Here is a 16,415-nt window from a genome sequence, read left to right as displayed (position 1 = left end):
CATGGAGCCGGAACGCGAACGCATCATGACGCCGGAAGAGGCCCGCCGCGACCATCGCGAGATGCTGCGCTACATGGGGTTCAATGCACTCTACGGCATGGCGACCGGGGCGACCGTCGCCGGCGTGCTGATCTGGCTCAATATCGGCGCGGTCGGCACCCATATTGCCCGCTCCACCAGCCCCATTCTCGCTACGGCCATGGTCGTCGTGCCCTTCGCGCTGCTGTTCGGCGGCGCTGTTGCGGCGTCGGCGATCGCGCTCCTGCCCTATCGGCGCAAATTCAAACGCTGACGCGACATCCAGGATTTGAAAGAGAGACGCATGTTCAAGAAGATCCTCATCGCCAACCGTGGCGAAATCGCCTGCCGCGTCATCAAGACCGCGAAGAAGCTCGGCATCGCCACGGTCGCCGTCTATTCCGACGCTGATCGTGATGCCATGCATGTGCGCATGGCCGACGAGGCCGTCCACATCGGCCCCTCGCCCTCGGCGCAGTCCTATATCGTCATCGACAGGATCATCGAGGCGATCCGCAAGACCGGCGCCGATGCCGTCCATCCCGGCTATGGATTCCTGTCGGAAAATGCAGCTTTCGCCGAAGCGCTGGAGAAGGAAGGCGTCGCCTTTATCGGCCCGCCGGTCGGCGCTATCCAGGCGATGGGCGACAAGATCACCTCGAAGAAGCTGGCGGCCGAAGCCGGCGTCTCCACCGTTCCCGGCCATATGGGCCTGATTGCCGATGCCGACGAGGCGGTCAAGATCTCCGGATCGATCGGCTACCCCGTCATGATCAAGGCGTCGGCCGGCGGCGGCGGCAAGGGCATGCGCATCGCCTGGAACGACCAGGAAGCGCGCGAAGGCTTCCAGTCTTCCAAGAACGAGGCGAAGAATTCCTTCGGTGACGACCGCATCTTCATCGAAAAATTCGTGACCGAGCCGCGCCATATCGAAATCCAGGTGCTTGGCGACAAGCACGGCAACACGCTCTATCTCGGCGAGCGCGAATGCTCGATCCAGCGCCGCAACCAGAAGGTCATCGAGGAAGCCCCCTCGCCCTTCCTCGATGCCGCCACCCGCAAGGCCATGGGCGAACAGGCAGTCGCGCTGTCGAAGGCCGTCGGCTACCACTCGGCCGGCACCGTCGAGTTCATCGTCGACGGCAACCGCAACTTCTATTTCCTCGAGATGAACACCCGCCTGCAGGTCGAACACCCGGTCACCGAACTGATCACCGGGCTTGATCTGGTCGAACAGATGATCCGCGTAGCAGCCGGCGAAAAACTCAGCTTCGGTCAGGCGGACGTGAATCTGAACGGCTGGGCGATCGAGAGCCGGCTTTATGCCGAAGATCCCTATCGCAACTTCCTGCCCTCGATCGGCCGGCTGACGCGCTATCGCCCGCCGGCCGAAGGCACCAATGACGACGGCACGGTGACGCGCAACGATACCGGCGTCTTCGAGGGCGGCGAAATCTCGATGTATTACGATCCGATGATCGCCAAGCTCTGCACCTGGGGGCCGGACCGCCTGACCGCAATCGAGGCCATGGCAGACGCGCTCGACCAGTTCGAGGTCGAAGGCATCGGCCACAACCTGCCCTTTCTGTCGGCAGTCATGCAGCAGCAGCGCTTTCGCGACGGCCGGCTGACGACCGCCTATATCGCCGAGGAGTTTGCCGACGGCTTTCATGGCGTCACACCGGACGACGCGTCGGCGCGCAAGCTTGCGGCCATCGCCGTCTCCATCAACCAGGTGCTGCAGGAGCGCGCCAGCCAGATTTCCGGAACCATCGGCAATCACCGCCGCATCGTTGGCAACGACTGGGTCGTCACGCTCGCCGACCTGACCTTGCCGCTGACATCCGGGGCCTCGGCCGACGGCGCCTATGTCCGCTTTAACGACGGCGCCTCCGCCTCGATCGCCGGCGACTGGACGCCGGGCCGCACGCTCGCCACCTTCAACATCGACAATCAGCCGATGAGCGTGAAGGTGGACCTGACGGGAACCGCGATCCGGCTGCGCTGGCGCGGCATCGATGTCATCGCCCGGGTGAGGAGCCCGCGTGTTGCCGAACTTGCCAGGCTGATGCCGAAGAAGCTGCCGCCTGATACCTCGAAGATGCTGCTCTGCCCGATGCCCGGCGTCATCACCTCGGTCTCGGTAAAGGCCGGCGACACGGTGGAGGCGGGACAGTCGCTGGCAATCGTCGAGGCGATGAAGATGGAAAACATCCTGCGTGCCGAAAAACGCGCGACCGTCAAGCGCGTCGCCGTTGCTGCCGGGTCGAGCCTGGCGGTCGACGAACTGATTATGGAATTCGAATGAGGATTCACTGCAATCACCACCTTCATTCCTGTGCCCGTCACAGGAATCCAGCAGTGCCGCGTCAACGGCGCGCATAGCTCGTTTTTCACGCGAAGGACTTCGCGTGGCTGGATCCCTGTGACGAGCACAGGGATGAGGTAGACAAGGCGCCTTTCGAGGCGAAGGAGACGTCGATGACCGAGAAGACCATCAAGGACTGGGAAAACCTCGCCGAGCGCGAGCTCAAGGCGTCGCCGGAAAGCCTCACCTGGCAGACGCCGGAGGGCATCGCCGTCAAGCCGCTCTACACAGCCGATGATCTCGACGGCATCGACCATGTCGGCTCCCTGCCCGGCTTCGCCCCGTTCCTGCGCGGCCCCCGCGCAACGATGTATGCCGGTCGTCCCTGGACGATCCGGCAATATGCCGGTTTCTCGACCGCCGAAGCCTCCAACGCCTTTTATCGGAAGAACCTTGCGGCCGGCCAGAAGGGCCTTTCGGTCGCCTTCGACCTTGCCACCCATCGCGGCTATGACAGCGACCACCCGCGCGTCGAGGGCGATGTTGGCAAGGCGGGTGTCGCGATAGACAGTGTCGAGGACATGAAGATCCTGTTCGACGGCATACCGCTGGAAGACATGTCGGTGTCGATGACCATGAACGGCGCGGTCATTCCGATCCTCGCCTCCTTCATCGTCGCCGGTGAGGAGCAGGGTGTCACGCGCGACAAGCTGTCGGGCACCATCCAGAACGACATCCTCAAGGAGTTCATGGTCCGCAACACCTACATCTACCCGCCGGAACCCTCGATGCGCATCGTCGCCGATATCATCGAGTATACGGCACGGGAGATGCCGAAGTTCAATTCGATCTCGATCTCCGGCTATCACATGCAGGAAGCCGGTGCGACGCTGGTGCAGGAACTGGCGTTCACGCTCGCCGACGGCCGCGAATATGTGCGCGCGGCCCTTGCCAAGGGATTGAATGTCGACGAGTTCGCGGGCCGCCTCTCCTTCTTCTTCGCGATCGGCATGAACTTCTTCATGGAAGCCGCCAAGCTGCGCGCCGCCCGGCTCCTATGGACGCGGATCATGACCGAGTTCGAACCGAAGAAGCCGTCCTCGCTGATGCTGCGCACCCACTGCCAGACGTCAGGCGTCTCGCTGCAGGAACAGGATCCCTACAACAACATCATCCGCACCGCCTTCGAGGCGATGTCGGCCGCCCTTGGCGGCACCCAGTCGCTGCACACCAACTCGTTCGACGAGGCGATCGCGCTCCCGACCGAGTTTTCCGCCCGCATCGCCCGCAACACGCAGTTGATCCTGCAGCATGAGACTGGCGTCACTAAGGTCGTCGACCCCTTGGCCGGCTCCTACTATGTCGAGAGCCTGACCAACGAGCTGGCCGAAAAAGCCTGGGCGCTGATCGAGGAAGTCGAGGCTATGGGCGGCATGACCGAGGCGGTCAATGCCGGATTGCCGAAGCGGCTGATCGAAGAGGCAGCCACCCGCCGCCAGGCCGCCGTCGACAAGGGCGAGGAAGTGATCGTCGGCGTCAACAAATACCGCCTCGACAATGAGGAGCCGATCGACATCCTGGAGATCGACAACACCGCCGTGCGGTCCGCCCAGATCCGCCGGATCGAGGAAACCAAGCGGCGGCGCAATTCCGCCGACGTCGCAAAGGCGCTGGCGGCGATCACTGCGTTTGCGCGGAGCGGCGAAGGCAATCTGCTGGCGGCCGCCGTCGAAGCGGCCCGCGCCCGGGCAACCGTCGGCGAGATCTCCGACGCGATGCGCGAAGCTTTCGGCGACCATGCGGCCACGCCCAAGGTGGTGAGCAAGATCTACGGCAAGGCCTATGAGGGCGAGCCCGAACTGGCCGTGCTGACAGAGCGACTGGGCGAGGTCTCGGGCAAGCTCGGCCGCAAGCCGAAGATCATGGTGGCAAAGCTCGGCCAGGACGGTCACGATCGCGGTGCCAAGGTGATCGCTTCGGCCTTCGGCGATATCGGTTTCGATGTTCTGGCCGGCCCCCTGTTCCAGACGCCCGAAGAGGCGGCCGACATGGCGCTCGCCAGCAAGGTCAACGTCATCGGCGTGTCGTCGCTTGCCGCCGGCCACAAGACGCTGATGCCGCAGCTTGCCGAAGCCTTGAAGAAGAGCGGCGGCGAAGATGTGATTGTCATATGCGGTGGCGTCATCCCCCGGCAGGACTACGAGTATCTGATGGACAACGGTGTGTCGGCCGTCTTCGGTCCCGGCACCAATGTGCTCGACGCCGCCCGCGCGGTGCTCGACCTGATCGAGGGCAAGCGCCGCAACATCTGATTTCGGATGTCGGGCCGGTCGCTCACTGGACAAGAAGCGCGATGCCGGTTGCGCCGAGCGCCACTGTCCAGATCCGATCGAAATTGATCCAGGCGGAGCGCAGTGCCGCAAGGCCAAGCCACTCGTAGACGGCGAAAGCCACCGTCGCGATGACGGCGAGCAAGACGCCGCTATGAACCGCAAGCGCCGCCAGCGAGACCGGCAACGAGCTGGCGAGCGCCAACTCGCCGCCGTTACCAGCCAAGCACAGGCTGAGGACTGCGGGCACAAGCATCAGGCCCGCCCCATGGCTGGTTGCCATGAGGAACGACCAGAGCGTCAGGCCGGCCATGCCGGTCTGCATTCCGACCCGGACGCGGTGGCGATGTCCATAAACTGCGCTGTAGCCGGCAACACCAAGGATGAGGACGGCCGCGGCAATCCGGAAACGGTTCGGATCGAGCGCCGTGCCGAATGCGGCGAAGACGAGAAGGACAGTTGCGATGGAAAGGGCATGGCCGATGGCGATAGGAATGAGGGACAGCCAGACGGTCCGCCGGCTCTGGCGGTGAAGCCCGAGCGCCACGGCAAACAGCCAGCCCATGGCCGGATTGACGCCGTGAAAGGCGCCGAGGCCAGCGAGCGAGAGCCAGGGCCAAAAGGTCGTCATTCACCCAGACTGGGCTGCACGGTCGCCCCTCCTTAGGGATAGCAGTAGGAATCGGACGAGCAATCGCCGCCTTCGAGACGCACCTGGTGCGGACGATGGCCCTTCGGCCAGTCGACGAAAAACTTTTCGTCGAACGCTATCCCGCCACCGTCGGCGACATCCAGCTTAACCATCCAGCCGTCGATGCCCTCGGGGTAGAACTGCGGATCGATCGCCCCGTAGAGCGAGTTGGTGAAATAGACCCGTCTGCCATCCCGGCTGATCTCCACCATTTGCGGACCGCCGTTCAACGCTCCGTTTTTGGCCTTCGGGTGGGTTGCGCGCGAAACGATGCCGCCAATACGAACTCTGCCCGTCTCCTTCGGGTTGAAGGGATCGGAAACGTCATACTGGATCATGTCGCCCGTGCCCCAACAGGAAACGTAGAGAAACCGGTCGTCCATCGACAGGTCGATGTCTGTGACGAGTGGCGCGACAGCGCCAAAACCCTTGAGCACAGGCGGCAACAGTTCCGGATCGGCAGGTTCCGCCGGAATCTCGATCACCTTCTTGACGGCCCAGCGGTCGTTGTCACGATACCAGGTCCAGATCGACGCGGAGAGATCCTTGAGGCTGATGACGCAACCGACGAAGCCGTATGCCTTGGTCGGATCATGGGCCGGGCGCAGCTCGAAGACGAGTTGGTGCTCCTCCCCGAAATCGATCTCCTGCACGTGCTTGCGCTTGTGCAGGTCCCAGAAATGCAGCCGGCGTCCGTATTTCGAGCCGAGCAGAACCTCGGGAACCAACCCGTTTTCAAATGTGTCCGGCGTGCCCCATTCGCTGGTGACCATCGTGTCATGGCCGAGATGCCACCAGAAATCATAGGCAAGCTTCTGCGGCCCGCGATCCATTTCCCATTGGCCGAGCACATCGAAGCTCTGGTGATCGAGAAGGAAAATGCCGCCGGGCGCTTTGCCGTCGCGGTCGGCGAGCGCGTTGACGTAGATGCCCTCCGGGCCGCAATGCGTCGTGTGCAGCCGCGAGTAGTTCGCCCTTTCGGCAATCTCCTCGGGCTCGATCACCCTGATAATTTTCGGATTGCGAGGGTCCGCCTTGGTATCAATGATATGAAGCCGCGAGGATCTCAATCCCGGCACGATCAGATAGCGACGCTCGACATGCGGGTGCGGCGCGTTCGGACAGAGGCAGGAAGAACAGGCATTCCAGCCGAAATGGTGCAACTCGTCACCCACATTCGGCATATCGACCTGCCCGACGATTTGCGAATAGCGCGGCGACGCCGGATCGACGTCGACGACGGCGATGGCATCGGGCCTCGCTCGCTCGGGATCGAAAGCCGCGACATAGGCCAGGGTTTCCCTTGGTGCCTTGGCCGCCATGCGGGGTGATGGATAGAAGGAAGGATCGGGTCGCCACGTCGCCATTTCCATTCTCCCTTAGAGAATTCCCAATGCGCGGATCCTGATGCGAGGTTTGGTGATGAGGCAAGAAGGCGTCGGAAATGCGGCGCCTTGCCTTATTCCCTGAAGGAGCAACTGGCTTCCCGCCGGCAAGCGGATCGATTGAGGCTTTGAGCGGCCGAAAGTCCGGACCGGCAAAGGACGTCCGCGCCCCAACCTTTTCGGTGGTTTGCCGATGTTTCAGCCCGAGCCATGTGCCGATATCATCCGCCGCCCACACCAATCTTGAGAACCCCAGCCGCACCCTTGTCTTCGACAGGAGGCCGCCGTTCGTAGATGGCCTTGATGTGCGATGGCAGACCACCCGCGCCTTTCGTGACCAGGACGACGTACAGCCGACCGCCTCGAAGGGCGAACTGCACCTGCGATGGTGCCTCGGCATGTGTGTCGCCGATATCGTGCCGCCATTGCGCGGTTCCGCGGGCGTAGAGCTGATATGCATAGCTGTCGACGATCGCGACACCAGACCAACCCGCCTCGCTGACGACGGTCATGACCTTGCCGTGGCGAACGATGCTGAGGCAGCCTTGGCAGTCGATCGGCGGCGATCCGACTTCACGCCAAAGCCCGGACAGCCGTTCTTCTTCCGCGCCGGCGGATGGCGCCGTCAGCAGCAATGCCGCCAGAAGAGCCGATGCTCCCATGCGTCCGCTCAATTGAGTGCCTCTCCATGAAACAGTCCACGACAGCCTCTCCTCAGCCGATTCGCAGAGGGATCGCAACCCATGAGGGTTATTTACGAAGAATGCAATTGCGTCGACTAGGTTTCGATCTTCAGCTTCATGCGGTCGGCGGCAAAACAGCTACGGGAATATTCGACCGGCCTGCCGTCGAGATCCGCGTTGATCGAGTGCGTTTCCAGTACGATCGCGCCGGCAGAAAGCTTCAGCTTGGCAAGCTCGTCGCCGTCGGCGTGCCGCGCGACGATTTCGGTCGAAACGCGCACGTAATCGTCAAGCCCGTGGGCGGCAAATGCCTTTGTCACGGAGTGCAACTGCTCGAACTCCTCAGCCATGCGCGGAAAGCGGGCGGCTGGATAATAGCTTGAAGAAACCGATAGCGGCCGCCCGTCACCGCTGCTGACGGTGCGCAGTTCGATCACCGGGTCGCCGGGCGCAATGCCGAGCGAGGTGGCGATTTCACCGGACGCGCTGATGCCTGCATGACCGAGCAGGCGGGTGCCGATCTCCTTCACTTGCCGCCCCAACCCTTGCGAGAAGCGAGTGCGGCGGGAGATCGGGTAGCTCACCCGTTCCTTGCGCTCGATCATCGTGCCGCGGCCCTGCACGGCGCGCACCAGCCCCTCCTCGGCAAGGGCTGCCAGGGCGCTTCTGACCGTGTGCCGGTTGACGCCGAACTCGCCGGCAAGAACGGTCTCGGGCGGCACCATGCCCGCGGCGTCGTAGTCGCCATTGCTGATTGCCAACCGGATGCGGTCGGCGATCTGGCGCCAGAGCGCGACACCTGTCTGCCGTTCAACCACTTTTCGAATTGCCATGTCACAAGCCTGTCATTTGCCGACGCTAAGGAAAGGTATAAGATGTACACTTGTCTAGATCAATAGACATTTGAGGTGAAGATGATGGATGCGAAGCTGAAACAGGAAAGTCCGCCGGATATGGCACGCAAGGAAGGCATGCGCCTGCTTGCGCGTGCGTCTTTTGAGGAACTCGAAGCCGCGTGGGATGCCCTTGGCGAGAAGCCGGATGTCTCGCCGGTGCGCGGACCGGAAACCGGTCTGGTCATGGTGCGCGGCCGCATCGGCGGCGGCGGCGATGCCTTCAATCTCGGCGAGGCGACCGTGTCGCGCGCAACGATCCGGCTTTCGACCGGCGAGATCGGCCATGGCCAGTTGCTTGGCACCGACAAGACGCGCGCCCGCCTAGCCGCGATCTTCGATGCCCTCTTCCAGCGCGACGCCGACCGGGCGGCCGTCGAGGCGCTTCACCGGCAGATCGCTTCGCGCATCGAGGCGGAAGATCGGCGTTCGGCCGAGGAAACCGCAGCCACGCGCGTCGACTTTTTCACCATGGTTCGCGGAGACGACTGATGGCCAGCCAATCGCAAATCTTCGCCGGCGCCTTTGCCGATCCGGTATTTTCCGCCCAATCCGTTTTCAAGAGCCTGATGGACGGCTTTGCCCGCCCCGGGCAGATCATGCGCCTGGACGCGACGAGCGTTCCCCCAGCGCCCTTGGGCGCTGCTGCCGGCGCAGTCGCTCTCACGCTCTGCGATCACGACACCCCCGTCTGGCTGACGCCGGCGCTTGCCAAGTCCGCCGTTCCGCAATGGATCGCCTTCCACACCGGCGCGACCGTTACTGCCAGCAAGACGGAGGCACGCTTTGCCTTCGTCGAGAAGGGCGCGCCCGTTCCGGGCTTCGACCAGTTTTCGCTCGGCACCCAGGAATATCCGGATCGTTCGACCACGCTCGTCATCGAGATCGATGCGCTTTCGGGCGGCGTGCCGCTCACGGCGCGTGGACCGGGCATCAAGGATGACGTCACCATCGCCGCGCGTGGCCTGCCGGACGTGTTCCTCGACTTCTGGAGCGCCAACCGCGCGATCTTCCCGCGTGGCATCGATCTCGTGCTGACGGCTGGTGACAGCGTGCTCTGCCTGCCGCGCACCACCCGCATTGCCCGACAGGAGGTTTAACTCATGTATGTTGCTGTAAAGGGCGGCGAAGCCGCCATTGCCAACGCCCACCGCCTCCTGGCCGACCGCCGCCGTGGCGACCGCACATTGCCGTCGATCACCATCCAGCAGGTCGTCGAGCAACTTGGCCTTGCCGTTGACCGGGTCATGGCGGAAGCCTCGCTCTACGACCGGGAACTGGCCGCCCTTGCCGTGCGCCAGGCGCGTGGCGACATGATCGAGGCGATCTTCATCCTGCGCGCCTACCGCACGACATTGCCGCGCTTCGGCTATTCCGAGCCGGTCGACACCGCGACCATGAAGGTCGAGCGCCGCGTATCTGCCACCTACAAGGACCTGCCGGGCGGGCAATTGCTCGGCCCGACCTTCGACTATACCCACCGCCTGCTCGATCCCTCGTTGATCGATGACGCCGCCGTCGAGGAACCGGCTCTTAAGGAACCGGGCGAACATGTGATGCGCGTCTCCGACATTCTCGACGGCGAGGGCCTGATCGAAGGCGACGGTCGCATGCCGGAAGGCCATGTCATGGGTGACCTCACCCGCGAGCCGATGGAATTTCCAATGGCCCGCGACCTGCGCCTGCAGGCTCTGGCCCGCGGTGACGAGGGCTTCCTGCTGGCACTCGCCTACTCCACCCAGCGCGGCTATGGCCGCACCCACCCCTTCGTCGGCGAAGTGCGCATCGGCGAGGTCGAAGTCGAACTGGATCTGCCCGAACTCGGCTTTGCCGTCTCGCTCGGTGTCGTTCGCGTCACAGAGTGCCAGATGGTCAATCAGTTCATGGGCTCGGCCAAGCAGCCACCGCAGTTTACCCGCGGCTATGGCCTCGTCTTCGGCCAGAGCGAGCGCAAGGCCATGTCGATGTCGCTGGTCGATCGCGCGCTCAGGACCGACGAATTCAGCGAGGACATCGTCGCACCGGCGCAGGACCAGGAGTTCGTCATTTCGCATGCCGACAACGTCCAGGCGACGGGTTTCGTCGAGCACCTGAAGCTGCCGCATTACGTCGACTTCCAGGCTGAACTCGATCTCGTCCGGCGCATGCGCCGCGACTATGACGCTGCCCGCACCGGCAGCCAGGACGGCATGAAGGAGGCCGCCGAATGACCGACCTCGCCACCTACAACTTCGCCTATCTGGACGAGCAGACCAAGCGGATGATCCGCCGCGCCATCCTCAAGGCGATCGCGATCCCCGGCTATCAGGTCCCCTTCGCCTCGCGCGAAATGCCGATGCCCTATGGTTGGGGCACTGGCGGCGTCCAGGTCACCGCCTCGATCCTCGGCCCGAAGGACGTGCTGAAGGTCATCGACCAGGGCGCCGACGACACCACCAATGCCGTTTCGATCCGCGCCTTCTTCCAGAAGGTCGCCGATGTCGCCGTCACGACCAGGACCAAGGAAGCGACCATCATCCAGACGCGTCACCGCATTCCCGAGGAGGGCCTGCGCGAGGGCCAGACACTGGTCTATCAGGTGCCGATCCCTGAACCCTTGCGTTTCCTCGAACCGCGCGAGACCGAAACCCGCAAGATGCATGCGCTCGAGGAATACGGGCTGATGCATGTGAAGCTTTACGAAGACATCGCCCGCAACGGCCATATTGCCACCACCTATGCCTATCCGGTGAAGGTCGAGGGCCGTTACGTCATGGATCCCTCGCCGACGCCGAAATTCGACAATCCGAAAATGCACATGTCGGAAGCGCTTCAGCTGTTCGGCGCCGGTCGCGAGAAGCGGATCTATGCGGTTCCGCCCTATACCGAGGTCGTCAGCCTCGACTTCGAGGATCACCCCTTCGAGGTGCAGACGTTCGACAAGCCCTGCGCGCTCTGCGGCGCCGAGAACGTCTACCTCGACGAGGTGGTGCTCGACGACAAGGGCGGCCGCATGTTCGTCTGCTCTGACACCGACCATTGCGAAGACCGCCGCGATTGCGGCCATGCCGGACACATGCTCGCCCGAAAGGAAGCCGCAGAATGAGTGCCGTACCGCTCCTCAAAGTCAACGACGTCTCGAAGTTCTACGGCAGCCGCATCGGGTGCCGGAACGTCTCCTTCGACCTTTTCCCCGGTGAAGTGCTGGCGATCGTCGGTGAATCCGGCTCCGGCAAGACGACGCTGCTCTCCTGCCTTTCGACCCGGCTGATGCCGACGTCGGGCATCGTCGAATATCATATGCGCGATGGTCAATACCGAGATCTCGCTCGCATGGGCGAGGCCGAGCGTCGCTTCCTCATGCGCACCGACTGGGGCTTCGTCCACCAGAATCCGGCCGATGGCCTGAGAATGACGGTCTCGGCCGGCGCCAATGTCGGCGAGCGGCTGATGGCTATCGGCGACCGGCATTACGGCAACATCCGTGCCGCCGCCAGCGACTGGCTGGAACGGGTCGAGATCGGTATCGACCGCATCGACGACCAGCCGCGCGCCTTCTCCGGCGGCATGCGCCAGCGCCTGCAGATCGCCCGAAACCTCGTCACCTCCCCTCGCCTCGTCTTCATGGACGAGCCGACCGGCGGCCTCGATGTGTCGGTCCAGGCGCGCCTGCTCGACCTCGTGCGCGGCCTGGTGCACGACCTCGGGCTTGCCGCCATCATCGTGACGCACGATCTCGCCGTCGCCCGACTGCTGTCGCACCGCATGATGGTGATGAAGGACGGCGCCGTCATCGAGCAGGGCCTGACCGACCGCGTGCTCGACGATCCGCGCGAGCCTTATACCCAGCTCCTCGTCTCCTCCATTCTGCAGGTCTGAAGCATGATCCCGAAACGTGAAAATCGGTTTTTGGCCAAGATCATGCGCAAAGGAAAGTAAGTACCATGGCTACGCCCCTTGTAGTTTCCGAAGTCGCAAAGAGCTTCACCATGCACCTGCGCGACGGCATCCGCCTGCCCGTCGTCGCCAACGTCACCTTCTCGGTAAAAGCCGGTGAATGCGTCGTGCTCGGCGGCCCCTCGGGTGTGGGCAAGAGCTCGATCCTGAAAATGCTCTACGGCAATTATGGCGTCGACGAAGGCCAGATCCTGATGGAGCACGACGGCAAGCTGGTGAACCTGGCCACTGCCGAACCGCGCACCGTACTTGACGTGCGGCGCGCAACGCTCGGCTATGTCAGCCAGTTTCTGCGCGTCGTGCCGCGGGTGTCGGCGCTCGACATCGTCGCCGAGCCGTTGCAGGCACGCGGTGTTGCCATCGAGGATGCACGCGCCCGTGCCGCCGAGCTTCTGTCGAAGCTCAACCTGCCGACGGCGCTGTGGTCCCTGCCACCGGCGACCTTCTCCGGCGGCGAGCAGCAGCGCGTCAACATCGCTCGCGGCTTCATAACCGATCACAAGATCCTGCTTCTCGACGAGCCGACGGCTTCGCTCGATGCGAAAAATCGTGCGGTGGTCGTCGAGATGATCGCCGAAAAGAAAGCGAAGGGCACGGCACTGATCGGCATCTTCCACGACGAGGAAGTGCGCGATGCGGTCGCCGACCGGATTCTCGACGTGTCGGCCTTCTCGCCTGGAAAGGCTGCCGCATGAGCCAGAAGCTCGGGCTCGAGCCCTTCATCCACCAAACGGCCAGCGTCAACAACTCGACGCTCGGCCGCTACACCGAAATCCAGGAGCGCTCGCGTCTGGAAGAGGTCGAATTCGGCGATTATTCGTACATCATGCAGGACGGTTCGATCTGGTGCGCGACGATCGGCAAATTCGTCAACATCGCCGCCGCCGTGCGCATCAACGCCACCAACCATCCGACCTGGCGCGCGACGCTACACCACTTCACCTACCGCGCGCCCAACTATTGGGACGATACGGACGTCGATCACGATCTCTTCGCCTGGCGCCGGTCAAACCGCGTGACCATCGGCCACGACGTCTGGATCGGTCACGGCGCAACGCTCCTGCCCGGCGTCAATGTCGGCAATGGCGCCGTCATCGGTGCCGGCGCCGTCGTCTCGAAGGACGTCGCGCCCTACACCATCGTCGGCGGCGTGCCCGCCAAGCTCATCCGCAACAGGTTCAACGATGGCATCGGCGAGCGCATGGACAGTCTTGCCTGGTGGGATTGGGATCACCTGCGCCTGCGCAAGGCGCTTGACGATTTCCGCGACCTGACGGCCGAGGAATTCCTCGTGCGTTACGCCTGAACGGCCCCACTGGCGGCACAAGACAACAACAAGGGCGCGGTTGGGAGGACCCGCGCCCTTGTTGCGAGGAATGGACCGGACGGCTCATACCAGGTCCGAAGACCTGGTAACTCAGGCGTCGACGGCTTCCTTCAGAAAGCCGGAAGCAACCCGCGCTGTCAGCGCCAGCGACACGGCGCCTGCATCGGGATGTCCGATGCTCTTTTCTGCAAGCGGACGGGCCCGACCGAGCTTCGGCGTCAGGCTGGAGGTGGCCTCGGCCGCATCGGTCGCGGCCTTGGCCGCCAATTCCCAGGCCGCATTCAGCGACTTGTGGATCGCAAACTCCCGCTCCAGCGTATCGACGAAGGGCACCAGCGCATCGACAAGCGTCTTGTCGCCGACGCGGGCGCGTCCGAGACGGGTGACGCCGTCAAGCGCCAGGCGTGCGCCTTCGACAACAGCCGCATCCGACGGCTTGTCGTCATCGGAAAACGCGCTGCTCCAGGCGCGAAGCAGCAGGCCCCAGATGGCGCCGGACGTTCCGCCTGCGCGGTCGGCCCAGGCATCGCCAGCGCTTGCCAGCACGCTCGCTGCACCCGCGCCAGCGGCCACGGCCGCGTTTGCAGCTTCGTTGGCAGCCGCCGAACCACGGCGCATGCCCTGACCGTGATCGCCGTCGCCGGCAAAAGCGTCGATGCGGCCGAGCTCGTCTTCGGCCTCCTTCAGGGCATCGGCAACCTTGGCGACCAGCCGGGCGATGCACTTGCCGCTTTCCTTGGACGCCTGCGAGGCAGGCGCGAAGTTCGCCGGACCATCTTCATCGGAAATCACGTCAGTCGCCGGCTCGGCACTGATGATGGCGCCCTTGCGCAGCACCGGTGCGTCGCAGGGCGCGCGCCAGTAGGTTTCAAGCTCGTCGTCGAGCCAGAGCAGCGACAGAGAGCAGCCCTGCATGTCCAGGCTGGTGACGAACTCGCCGCATTCCGGATCGACGATCTCGAGGCCAGCCGCCTTCAGTTCCTTCTCGACCGCGACCCACAGGACAAAAAGCTCTTCGTACTTGGTCGAACCCAGGCCGTTCAGGACCGGTGCAACCTTTGCGGTGCCCGCCGGGCGCTCGGCGAGCAGTTTGCCGACGAGCAGCTTTGCCAGCTCTGTGGCCGATACGATCTTCTCTTCGCTGATACCAGGCTCGCCATGGATGCCGAGACCGAGCGCCATTTCGCCCTTCGGAACTGTGAAGAGCGGCTGGGCTGCGCCCGGCAACGTGCAGCCACCGAAGGCGACGCCGAAGGAAACAGTGCGATCGTTGGCAAGGCGGCTGATCCGCTCGACCTCGTCGAGCGACAGCCCGGTTTCGGCGGCAGCGCCTGCGATCTTGAAGACCACGAGGTCACCGGCGATGCCGCGGCGCTTGGACGCGGTGTCAACCGAAGCACTGGCGACGTCGTCCGTCACCGGCACGATGCGCACATCGATGCCCTCAGCGCGGAGCCGTTCGGCGGCAACGCCGAAATTGAGCACGTCACCGGCATAGTTGCCAAAGCCGAGCAGGACGCCGCCGCCCTGGTCGGCATGGCGGCAGACGCGCGCGACGGCAGCCGTCGACGGCGAGGCAAAGACGTCGCCGGCCACGGCCGCGTCCGCCAAACCCGGGCCGACATAGCCGGCGAACGCCGGGTAGTGGCCCGAACCACCACCGATAACGACTGCGACCTTGCCCTTCGGTACCTTGGTCGAGCGCACGACGCCACCCTTCACCAGGCGGACGTTGCGGGCATAGATGGAGCTGAAGCCGGCGAGCGCAGTTACGGCGAAATCTTCCGGTGCGTCAAAGATCGTGGTCATCGCTACTTATTCCCTTAGTCGCGAGGCAGGATGCGCCTCAGATAATCCCGGTTGGTCGCGCTGACGGAAAGGCCGTCGCCACCGTAATGCTCGCAGAGGAACGGGCTCTGGAACCCGTGCGAGAGCGCCAGACGAATGGCGGTCCGGTAGTTGATCACGCCGAACTCCAGCGGGGCCGGATGGGTGGCGATCAGCCCCGACGTCTCGTCCTCGGTGCGGTTGTAGTTCTTGACGTGCCAGTATTTGGCGAAAGGCGCAACCTTGGCCATCATCTCCTGCCAGTGCTCGACCGGACGGTGCAGGCGGACCAGGTTGCCGAGGTCGGCATTGATGCCGACATTGGCAAGCCCGACATCGGTGACGAAGCGCACGGCGCTGTCGGCCGAGCCGATATAGGTGTCCTCGTACATCTCCATGGCAAGCTCGATGCCGAGCTCTTCGGCATGGCGGCCAAGCTCACGAATGCGCGAAACGCCCTTCTGCCAGATCGCGGCATCGTCGGGATTCTTGACGCCGTCCACGGTCCAGAACCACAACGCCTTCTTCTGCCCATCGGTCAAGGGACCGAAGAAGCCGAAGGAGACCGAACCTGCGCCGATTGCGGCTGCAGTCTCGATCACCCGATGGCCATAGTCGAGGTATTCGTCGCCATTGACAGGGTCGATGACGCTGCGACGCGCGGTCGAGATGCCCGGCATCGTCAGGCCGCGATCGCGCGTCAGCTTGACGAAGCTTTCGAGCCGCGCCGGTGAAAGGTCGGCAAGGCGGATCCAGCTGTCGGTCGGATCGAGCTCGGTGAAGCCGGCATCGACGACGTCGTCGAGCGTCAGCGCCCATTCCTCGATCGACTGGTCCTGAACCGAACTGCCATCAGAAAGGATGTTCGGATACTGGATCATGGCGGCCGCGATCGGCCAGGTTTCACGGTTCCATTTGCGCGGCGCGTTGGCCATGGTGTTCCCCCCGAGGTCTTGAAGTTTGGTGCGGCGGCTCCGTCAAGCCGCCGCGCTGCCGTCGCCGTGCGATGTCGCATCG

At 63.8% G+C, this 16,415-nt stretch carries 16 protein-coding genes; 10 read left to right on the top strand and 6 right to left on the bottom strand.

Features of this window, described 5'->3' with window-relative positions; all coding sequences use genetic code 11:
- Position 1: 1 nt before the first annotated feature.
- The 3 genes from RTP54_RS13085 to scpA all read left to right on the top strand — a co-directional run bounded on the left by RTP54_RS13085 (position 2) and on the right by scpA (position 4,638).
- Complete coding sequence (locus RTP54_RS13085; RefSeq protein WP_312363289.1) at positions 2–292, top strand: hypothetical protein; 291 nt, start codon at positions 2–4, stop codon at positions 290–292.
- 30 nt (positions 293–322) lie between these two features.
- The gene (locus RTP54_RS13080) at positions 323–2,326 is read left to right on the top strand and encodes an acetyl/propionyl/methylcrotonyl-CoA carboxylase subunit alpha (protein WP_312363287.1); all 2,004 of its coding nucleotides are present in this window, start codon (positions 323–325) and stop codon (positions 2,324–2,326) included.
- A 173-nt stretch (positions 2,327–2,499) separates the two neighbouring features.
- Entirely contained in the window at positions 2,500–4,638 is a 2,139-nt protein-coding gene (gene scpA, locus RTP54_RS13075; RefSeq protein WP_312363286.1) for a methylmalonyl-CoA mutase, read from the top strand.
- A gap of 22 nt (positions 4,639–4,660) precedes the next feature.
- Here the strand turns inward: scpA and RTP54_RS13070 are convergent, their stop codons facing one another.
- The 4 genes from RTP54_RS13070 to phnF form a co-directional block, all read right to left on the bottom strand.
- Entirely contained in the window at positions 4,661–5,287 is a 627-nt protein-coding gene (locus RTP54_RS13070; protein WP_312363285.1) for a hypothetical protein, read from the bottom strand.
- A gap of 32 nt (positions 5,288–5,319) precedes the next feature.
- Positions 5,320–6,714 (bottom strand): selenium-binding family protein, encoded by a 1,395-nt coding sequence (locus RTP54_RS13065; RefSeq protein WP_312363284.1) that lies wholly within the window; start codon positions 6,712–6,714, stop codon positions 5,320–5,322.
- Between the two features lie 239 nt (positions 6,715–6,953).
- Positions 6,954–7,406, bottom strand: coding sequence for a hypothetical protein (locus tag RTP54_RS13060; protein ID WP_312363283.1), 453 nt, complete (start codon positions 7,404–7,406; stop codon positions 6,954–6,956).
- Between the two features lie 104 nt (positions 7,407–7,510).
- Entirely contained in the window at positions 7,511–8,248 is a 738-nt protein-coding gene (gene phnF / locus RTP54_RS13055) for a phosphonate metabolism transcriptional regulator PhnF (RefSeq protein WP_112811374.1), read from the bottom strand.
- Between the two features lie 84 nt (positions 8,249–8,332).
- On the opposite strand from phnF, the gene phnG reads away from it, so the two are divergent.
- The 7 genes from phnG (at position 8,333) to RTP54_RS13020 (ending at position 13,550) form a co-directional block, all read left to right on the top strand.
- The gene (gene phnG, locus RTP54_RS13050) at positions 8,333–8,800 is read left to right on the top strand and encodes a phosphonate C-P lyase system protein PhnG (protein WP_112811443.1); all 468 of its coding nucleotides are present in this window, start codon (positions 8,333–8,335) and stop codon (positions 8,798–8,800) included.
- On the top strand, positions 8,800–9,408 hold the full coding sequence (phnH, locus tag RTP54_RS13045) for a phosphonate C-P lyase system protein PhnH (RefSeq protein ID WP_312363282.1): 609 nt from the start codon (positions 8,800–8,802) through the stop codon (positions 9,406–9,408). The genes phnG and phnH overlap by 1 nt, the downstream gene beginning before the upstream one ends.
- Positions 9,409–9,411: 3 nt before the next feature.
- Positions 9,412–10,518 carry a carbon-phosphorus lyase complex subunit PhnI gene (locus tag RTP54_RS13040; RefSeq protein WP_112811372.1) on the top strand — a complete coding sequence of 369 codons (1,107 nt, stop codon included), beginning with the start codon at positions 9,412–9,414 and terminating at the stop codon, positions 10,516–10,518.
- Positions 10,515–11,393, top strand: coding sequence for an alpha-D-ribose 1-methylphosphonate 5-phosphate C-P-lyase PhnJ (locus RTP54_RS13035; protein WP_112817964.1), 879 nt, complete (start codon positions 10,515–10,517; stop codon positions 11,391–11,393). The genes RTP54_RS13040 and RTP54_RS13035 overlap by 4 nt, the downstream gene beginning before the upstream one ends.
- On the top strand, positions 11,390–12,166 hold the full coding sequence (phnK, locus tag RTP54_RS13030) for a phosphonate C-P lyase system protein PhnK (RefSeq protein ID WP_112811370.1): 777 nt from the start codon (positions 11,390–11,392) through the stop codon (positions 12,164–12,166). The genes RTP54_RS13035 and phnK overlap by 4 nt, the downstream gene beginning before the upstream one ends.
- A 65-nt stretch (positions 12,167–12,231) precedes the next feature.
- Entirely contained in the window at positions 12,232–12,939 is a 708-nt protein-coding gene (gene phnL / locus RTP54_RS13025) for a phosphonate C-P lyase system protein PhnL (RefSeq protein ID WP_112811369.1), read from the top strand.
- Positions 12,936–13,550: a DapH/DapD/GlmU-related protein gene (locus RTP54_RS13020; RefSeq protein ID WP_112811368.1), complete on the top strand. Its 615-nt coding sequence runs from the start codon at positions 12,936–12,938 to the stop codon at positions 13,548–13,550. The genes phnL and RTP54_RS13020 overlap by 4 nt, the downstream gene beginning before the upstream one ends.
- Positions 13,551–13,661: 111 nt before the next feature.
- On the opposite strand, the gene RTP54_RS13015 is transcribed toward RTP54_RS13020, so the two are convergent.
- Together RTP54_RS13015 and RTP54_RS13010 are read right to left on the bottom strand one after the other, a co-directional pair.
- On the bottom strand, positions 13,662–15,380 hold the full coding sequence (locus RTP54_RS13015; RefSeq protein WP_312363280.1) for a dihydroxyacetone kinase family protein: 1,719 nt from the start codon (positions 15,378–15,380) through the stop codon (positions 13,662–13,664).
- 14 nt (positions 15,381–15,394) lie between these two features.
- Positions 15,395–16,333 (bottom strand): sugar phosphate isomerase/epimerase family protein, encoded by a 939-nt coding sequence (locus RTP54_RS13010; protein WP_312363279.1) that lies wholly within the window; start codon positions 16,331–16,333, stop codon positions 15,395–15,397.
- Positions 16,334–16,415 lie beyond the last annotated feature (82 nt).

It is taken from the genome of Ensifer sp. (genome assembly GCF_031989085.1).
Taxonomy (GTDB): Bacteria; Pseudomonadota; Alphaproteobacteria; order Rhizobiales; family Rhizobiaceae; genus Ensifer.
Note: the sequence above shows the minus strand (reverse complement) of the source record. Positions and strands in the feature narration are given on the sequence as shown.

Excerpts from the sequence above, each read along its gene's own strand:
- RTP54_RS13085 (WP_312363289.1), top strand. The coding sequence starts at position 2 with ATGGAGCCGGAACGCGAACGCATCATGACGCCGGAAGAGGCCCGCCGC.
- RTP54_RS13080 (WP_312363287.1), top strand. The coding sequence starts at position 323 with ATGTTCAAGAAGATCCTCATCGCCAACCGTGGCGAAATCGCCTGCCGC.
- scpA (WP_312363286.1), top strand. The coding sequence starts at position 2,500 with ATGACCGAGAAGACCATCAAGGACTGGGAAAACCTCGCCGAGCGCGAG.
- RTP54_RS13070 (WP_312363285.1), bottom strand. The coding sequence starts at position 5,287 with ATGACGACCTTTTGGCCCTGGCTCTCGCTCGCTGGCCTCGGCGCCTTT.
- RTP54_RS13065 (WP_312363284.1), bottom strand. The coding sequence starts at position 6,714 with ATGGCGACGTGGCGACCCGATCCTTCCTTCTATCCATCACCCCGCATG.
- phnF (WP_112811374.1), bottom strand. The coding sequence starts at position 8,248 with ATGGCAATTCGAAAAGTGGTTGAACGGCAGACAGGTGTCGCGCTCTGG.
- phnG (WP_112811443.1), top strand. The coding sequence starts at position 8,333 with ATGGATGCGAAGCTGAAACAGGAAAGTCCGCCGGATATGGCACGCAAG.
- phnH (WP_312363282.1), top strand. The coding sequence starts at position 8,800 with ATGGCCAGCCAATCGCAAATCTTCGCCGGCGCCTTTGCCGATCCGGTA.
- RTP54_RS13040 (WP_112811372.1), top strand. The coding sequence starts at position 9,412 with ATGTATGTTGCTGTAAAGGGCGGCGAAGCCGCCATTGCCAACGCCCAC.
- RTP54_RS13035 (WP_112817964.1), top strand. The coding sequence starts at position 10,515 with ATGACCGACCTCGCCACCTACAACTTCGCCTATCTGGACGAGCAGACC.
- phnK (WP_112811370.1), top strand. The coding sequence starts at position 11,390 with ATGAGTGCCGTACCGCTCCTCAAAGTCAACGACGTCTCGAAGTTCTAC.
- phnL (WP_112811369.1), top strand. The coding sequence starts at position 12,232 with ATGGCTACGCCCCTTGTAGTTTCCGAAGTCGCAAAGAGCTTCACCATG.
- RTP54_RS13020 (WP_112811368.1), top strand. The coding sequence starts at position 12,936 with ATGAGCCAGAAGCTCGGGCTCGAGCCCTTCATCCACCAAACGGCCAGC.
- RTP54_RS13015 (WP_312363280.1), bottom strand. The coding sequence starts at position 15,380 with ATGACCACGATCTTTGACGCACCGGAAGATTTCGCCGTAACTGCGCTC.
- RTP54_RS13010 (WP_312363279.1), bottom strand. The coding sequence starts at position 16,333 with ATGGCCAACGCGCCGCGCAAATGGAACCGTGAAACCTGGCCGATCGCG.